Origin of the sequence: Sphingobium olei (genome assembly GCF_042678845.1) — a bacterium.
GTDB lineage: Bacteria > Pseudomonadota > Alphaproteobacteria > Sphingomonadales > Sphingomonadaceae > Sphingobium > Sphingobium olei.
Window position 1 is genome coordinate 1 of sequence record NZ_JBHTLS010000077.1, and the last position, 6,727, is coordinate 6,727.

General features: G+C 59.0%; 1 protein-coding gene and 2 pseudogenes. 1 reads left to right on the plus strand and 2 read right to left on the minus strand.

Annotation, left to right across the window (positions count from 1 at the left end; translation table 11 throughout):
* Window positions 1-102, plus strand: a pseudogene (locus tag ACFQ24_RS04650) (IS5/IS1182 family transposase); the annotation flags it as partial.
* A 1,161-nt stretch (window positions 103-1,263) separates the two neighbouring features.
* Here the strand turns inward: ACFQ24_RS04650 and ACFQ24_RS04655 are convergent.
* Window positions 1,264-2,573: pseudogene (locus ACFQ24_RS04655) on the minus strand (transposase).
* A gap of 323 nt (window positions 2,574-2,896) precedes the next feature.
* Entirely contained in the window at window positions 2,897-5,896 is a 3,000-nt protein-coding gene (locus ACFQ24_RS04660) for a TonB-dependent receptor plug domain-containing protein (protein ID WP_380909334.1), read from the minus strand.
* Between the last annotated feature and the right edge of the window lie 831 nt (window positions 5,897-6,727).

Sequence of the window (6,727 nt, forward strand, 5' to 3'; positions counted from 1 at the left end):
GCAAAGGACTGGGAAGCGACCATCGCCTCTTCAACCGCCTGGGCTATGATCGCTTCTATCCGCATGCTCATCCGCAGAACCGCAAGGTATTGCTACGCCTGAGAAACTTTTGAATCGGGCTCTAAGAGAACGCCACCGGTTTTTCGAGGTGTCCAGCTTCTTCTCCATCATGGTCCACTGACGATCTCCAGGTTTGAGTCTCCCGAAGCGTCTTATCTTGAGCTCGGCATCGTTATTGGTGGGGGGATCCCCCGTAACAGATCAGGGCCTGAAGCGGAGCGCTGAACTCGACGGAGGCAATGTCGCCAACAAACTGGCCAGTGGCAAAGCCTCCATCAGCAGCGCTACCCCGCCCGGCACCGGGGGCGGCTATGAACGCTATGGCGAGTTATGGGAATTCCGCTTCTAGGACGTGCTGCAGGGTCTGGACGGGCATTGACAGGCGGTGATGCCTCGCACCGGCTCGGCCTCAGCGCCAGCGAGATCAAGGTGTATCTGATCACCCAGAATGGCGAGGCGGTCCAGAATTGGGGTGAGCGCTACAAGGCGAGCGTCACCGGCCCGTCGCTCGGCCTCAAGCAGCTGCCTGGCACCTTGTGGATGGAGCCGGGGACGAGGCGCGCGTGCGGGTCCGCTGGGGCAAATCGCGCACGATCCGCCCGCTCAAGCTTCGCCTGCAAAGCACGGGCGCGAGCGGCGGGAGCAAGTCGTTCTCGGTCCGATAAGTGCCCCTGTCGCGCCGACCAGCCTGTCTAACCACTCCCTCATCGGCAAAGATGGCGGGGATGGCGCGTGCAAGCAATGACAGGCGCAGCTTTTCCAAGCTCGCGCATTTTCTGGAACGCTCGTTCAAGTCGGGGGCATGACGATATGGCCGGGCAAGCAGCAGCGATGCTTTTAGTGCCGTCCAGCTCCTGTAGCGATAGGCGGCCATGATTGTCCGTATTTGCGCCGCCATCATCTTCCGCAATGGCCCCAAGGGCCCAGAAAGGTGTTGGCATGTGGGTGAGCGTCATCGCCGCCCTGGCAAACAAGCGTCCGCTTTCGAACGGTTGTCGTCGCGACGCCGCCAGGCCGAAACCGGCTCGGTTCCCGCGGTTGATGGTGCTCCCGAGAATGTCTGGTTTCGGGAACCTCAAGCATGGTGCTGCAGGCAAAGAAGGGGCGGCATCGGTCGGCGGTAGCTGGGACAGGCCGTGTAAAAACGAGTTCGCAGAACAACGGCCGTTATTTTGGAGTGGCGCGGAGGTTGGGGGTTGGCGGTCAGGTCTGGATTGCGGTGATCATCGCCGGGACGCCGAGGATGGCGACCAGCCTTTTGAAGTTATAGGCCAGGATGTGGAGGCTGGCTTCCGTTCGGACGTGTTTCAGCGTTTTCATTTGGAAGTGGGTCGAGCCCATCCAGGATTTCAGTGTGCCGAACGGATGCTCCCCCGTCTGTCGACGGATACGCATCGCCTCTGGCGTACGATCGAGGCGCCGTTCCATCGCTTCGACGACTGCTTCATGTTCCCATCTTCTGACCCGCCGTTCCTTGCCGGTCGTGCATTGGTCATGGAGCGCGCATGTCTGGCAGTTCGAGCTCCAGTAACTATGTGTCGTCAGGCCGTCCTCGATCGACGTGTAGCGATAGGTCAGATCTTCACCAGCGGGGCATCGATAGACGTTTTCCTGCTCCAGATAGACGAAGTCCGGTTTGCCAAAGCGACCTTGTGCCTTTGCCCCTGAGGTGAGCGGTCTGGGCACAAAGGCGGTGACGCCTATGCTCTCGCAGGTCCGGATATCCTCGCCCTTAAAATAGCCTTTATCGGCAATCGCATCCAAAGCCTCGAGGCCCATGGCTGCCTTAGCTTGCGCCGCCATGGAGGAAAGCTGGCCGCGGTCATTGCCGATGTTCAGCAGGTCGTGCGCGACAATGAGGTGATGCTCGGCATCAACGGCCGCCTGCAGATTATAGCCGACGATGCTCGTGCCGCGGCCCGCGCTCGTCATGGCGCGTGCGTCGGGATCGGTCAGCCACACCTGCTGATCCGGCGCATTGCGAACTTCCTTTTCACGCGCGGCAAGATCGCACATTTGCGCACGCAGCCGGGCGATCTTCTCCGTCAATCGCTTCGCCTTCGGCTCGGCAATGTCGCTCTCCTCGCGATCGACACGACCGCGCGCGTGAACAGCCCTAATCGCCGGCAAAGAACGATGAACTGGCTGCAAGCGGCTCGGATCGCAGCGCCGTTTGCCTTGCGGAAGTTGGCGATCGTTTTGAAGTCAGGCGCCAGCCGACCCGTCAGCCACATCAGCTCGACGTTCCGCTGGGCTTCACGCTCGAGCCGTCGGCTCGACTGGACCCGGTTCAGATAGCCGTAGAGGTAAATCTTGAGCATCGTCGCTGGATGATAGGCGGGACGGCCCGTTTCAGCCGGCGTCATTCCAGAATACTCCAGCGCCTTCAAATCAAGCGCATCAATGAAGGCCTCGATTGCCCGAACCGGATTGTCGTTCGACACGTAATCATCGAGCGATGCTGGCAACAGATAGTCCTGCCGACGGTCTTCACCTTGGACGAAACGGCTCATGCCCAGGCCTCCCGAAACACGAGAAAATCATACCAGATTCCCGCGATTTTACACAGACTCGGGACAATGCTGCCATCGACTGGACGTACGGAGTATGTCCGCTTCTATTAGACCGGATTGCAAGGCTGGCATCCGCGGAGGCTCTGTTGTTTCATCAGGTTGGAGCTTGTGAAAGTGCGAACCCAACAATTATCCTGAGCCAGGATGATGCATGCCGAAAATGAACTCGACGCTTCGAAGATGGTGTCGGCCATCTTCGAAATGTCGAGGTCAGTAGGAAGGTGGCGCCGCAAGGGAGCGCCGCCCTCGTCATTATAAGGCGATCAGAAGTCGATCTTCGCACCCACGCGCATGAAGCGACCAATGATGTTCGGACCAGCGAAGGCCGGGTTGTAGTTGAAGATGCCGTAGGCCGCGTTCACGTCCACGGGCGCTTTGATGTCGAACACGTTCAGCACGTTGGCATAGAGTGTGAAGTGATCATTGATCTTCTGGTTGATCGAGAAGTCAACGTTCCAGATGTCCTTGGTCTTGCACTGGACCGACGTGCCATCCTCATAGGAGATAAGGCCGAGATCGACATTGCCGACGCAGTCACCCTTGGTCATGCCATAGTCGATCTGCGCCGTATCGACGCCCTTGGTGTAATAGGCCGTCAGCGTGATCGCCGTGTCCTTGAAGGTCAGCGTATTCTGCCAGTTCGCCCTCAGCTTGGGCGCACCCGAACAGCTTGTGATGTTGCAGGGGCTGAGCGTGCCGTCGTAGCGAAGCTGATTGCCGCCATCGTTCAGCTTGTACTTCAATAGGTAGGACGCATCCAGCGCACTGGTCCAGCTAACATCGGGCGATATTTCGTAGTTGGCGTTGATGCCGAAGTCGATGCCGCTGACGGTTTGCGAGTTGGCATTCTGATAGGACGTCTGGATGAAACCGAGGAGCGGCAGCGCACCCGGATTGTCGTTGCTTGGCGTGCCCGCGACGACAGTCGCGCCCGGGATATTGACCACGCCATTATTCAGATAATAGGCGTTTTCATAGGGCGACGTGTCAGTGATGCCGACGATCAGATCCTTGATCTTTATGTGCCAGAAATCCACGTTGAACGACACGTTGCGGATCGGCTCGAACACGAAACCGGCGGTGAAGGAAGTCGACTTTTCCGGGTCCAGCTGAGCGTTACCGGACTGTGTCAGGCCGACGCTGTAATCGCCGGTGACATAGGGCGCATTGGGGCCGCCATGGGCCGCGCAAAATGCCGCATAGGTTTCGCAGTTGATGCGCCGCGTGACATAGCCGGTGGTGGGAAGGCCGAAGGCTTCGTTAAAGCTAGGGATACGGAAGCCCTTCGAGAAGGTGCCCCGCACCACCAGTTCGGGCACAGGCGTGAATTTGACGCCCACCTTGGGAGAGAAATTCTCCTGACCCGTCGAATATTTGTCATATCGTCCCGACGCGGTCAGTTCCAGTTGATCGAAAACCGGCGCCTGAAGCTCGAAGAACGCCGACTTGACGTTACGCGACCCTTCCGCGCCCACCGCGTTGATGGAATAGTAGCGATCATAGGGGTTGGCGTCGTTCGCCGGGTTCGCGGACGGCGCATCGATCGACTCCTTGCGATAGGCAATGCCGACCGCGGCCTGGAAAGGCCCGCCGGGGAGATCGAACAGGTCCTTAGCCAGCGTGCCCTGCGCCTGCCACAGCTTCGACACCGAGGTGGTCACGCTCTGCGGCGCGATATAGTCCCAGACATCCTGCGAATTGGCGGCAGGATTGAGGAAATTGAACGCGCCGGTGGCGGCCACGTCCATCACCCGCTGCGGGATGATATAGTTGTCCTGGTAGCGCTTCAGCCGCACTTCCGACGCGGTAAAGTTGACCCCATAGCGCCAGTCGTCACCAAAGGATCCGTCGATGCCGGCGACGGCGCGCAGCGCCCGTGTGCGGGTCTCATCGGTGCGAGCATAAGGCGACCGGATCAGCACCTGTGCGCGCTGGCCAGCAGCGGCATAGGGATTGTTGGGGTTCAGCACGCCGTTAGCTGCAGTGCAGCCGGTGTTGAGCGAGTCGAACGTTCCCTGCCCCGAGGCGCAGGTATAGACCGGCAGCAGCACGTTATAAGCAGCCGGCGTCAGACCACTCGGCGAAGCGGCGGGCGTGCCGTTGAAGCCCAGCGGCGTGAGCGTAGCGAGTGTGTTGGTTTGGTAGTAGGTGCCCATCACATAGAATTGCGCGTTGTCGCCGAGGTTGGCGGTGATGCGCCCCGTCAGGCCGTAACGCTCGATCTGCGGTTGGAGCATCTGATATTTGTTTTGGTAGTCGACCTCGCACGCCCCATTGGCCGGCGCAGACGGAGATGTGCCGATATTCGGATTTACGGGAAATTCACCACAGCCCAAAGACGGATTTAGGTAGCTGAAGCGGCCCGAGCCAACGTTCGACCCGGTGGCGACCGGACGGACAATGCTGATGCCCGGCGTTGCAAACAGACCATTGAAGGTGTCGGACTCCGCCGTGTAGCCGTTCCAGTTATGGTTCGCCATGCAGCTACCGGATTCATTGCAGATGCCCTGCAGGTCGGTGCTGTTGTAAGGATAGCCGCGATCGCGAGCGTAGAGCGCATCGGACTTCTGATATTCACCCGACAGATAGACGTTGAAGCCCTGATCGGCCAGGTCGCCATAACCAACGGTCAAATCGACGCGGCGCTCGCCGGCATCGCCGCGGTCAGAAATGCCGGCCGACGCGTTGGCGTGAATGCCTTCGATCTGCTTCTTGGTGATGACGTTAATCACGCCCGCAATCGCATCCGCGCCGTAAGTGGATGATGCGCCGTCGCGCAGCACCTCGATCCGCTCGATGATAGCATTGGGGATGCTGTTGAGATCGACGAAGTTGCGCTGACCGTCGTCTGCAAGAGGATAAGGTGCAAGCCGCATGCCATCGACGATCGACAACGTGTTCTGCACGGTAAGACCACGAAGCGCTGGAGCATTCGCGCCGGCCGCGAAGTTTGAGCCGGTGTTCCAGCCGCTGGATATCGTGCCCGCGCCGTTCGCGCTCAGCCGTTGGATGGCCTCGGACGCGGTGTTCAGACCGCGCTGCTGCAGGCTTTCGGCGGACAGTACCGTTACTGGCGATGCGGTCTCCTTGGCAGTCTGGCGAAGTATCGAGCCGGTGACGACGATGGTATCCTCGCCCTCATCCGCAGCGCCTTGCGGCACTTGATCCTGCGCGCTTGCGATACCTCCGGACATGCAGGTGGTGAGGAAAATGGCAGGCGCTACGCCCGCGCGCAGACGCGCCATCGATTTCAGATTTAGCAAAGCCCAGTCCCTTATCTGGTGTGATTATCTCAGCGCGCCTGCTCGAGCGGTCGGGCGCTGATGAGGGCAGACTGAAAAGCCCGGAGGATGACGTAAAGGACGTTTGCGCTATTTTTCGCTTTTAAAACAAGCGCGTTGCAACATTGCTACACAGTTACGATCCAGAAACAGTTGCGCGACAAAATGCATCAGGCGCGCTGAAGTTCCCAATCCTGATATATAATATCTCTCTACGACATTGTCTCCTAAAACCCGAGCGTGGCGGTCCGCCGCGCGATTCGCTTGGAGCGTTTCTGCGCAAAGGTCGGATTCACAGAAGATGAGCGAGCTTGAGGCCGATACGGCATTACCGTCGGCGACATTATCGCGATCATATTACCCCCTCTTTAAGACCGATTGACCGATGCTTGGATCGCGGACGGCGACTACTGGCGTAGCCGAGATGGATGGTAAAACTCTAGAGAGGGTCCGATTGCGGCCGCTTTTATCGCAAGGCTATGGACGGCTTTCTCGAGTCGTTTGCCGCAGACCGGCCATTCCGCTTGCGGCCCAGCTCCCGCCATTGGCTAATCCTCAGAAAGTGTCGGGTTCCAGCAAGCCTAAGCGTAGGGCCGAGCGTCTTGGATGGGTCGATCGCCGACAGAAGCCGGTGCTGGGTCTAACAAATGCCGGCTGCTCCAGTACTCAATATGGGATGTTAGGCCTAGAGCATCGAGCGTGAAATAGGAATCTTGGGATTCCCAGCAGGATCAGGATGTGATTCATCGTGATTGGAGGTGGATCATGGGGAAATCCTATTCAGCCGATCTTCGGGGCCGAATTGTCGATCAC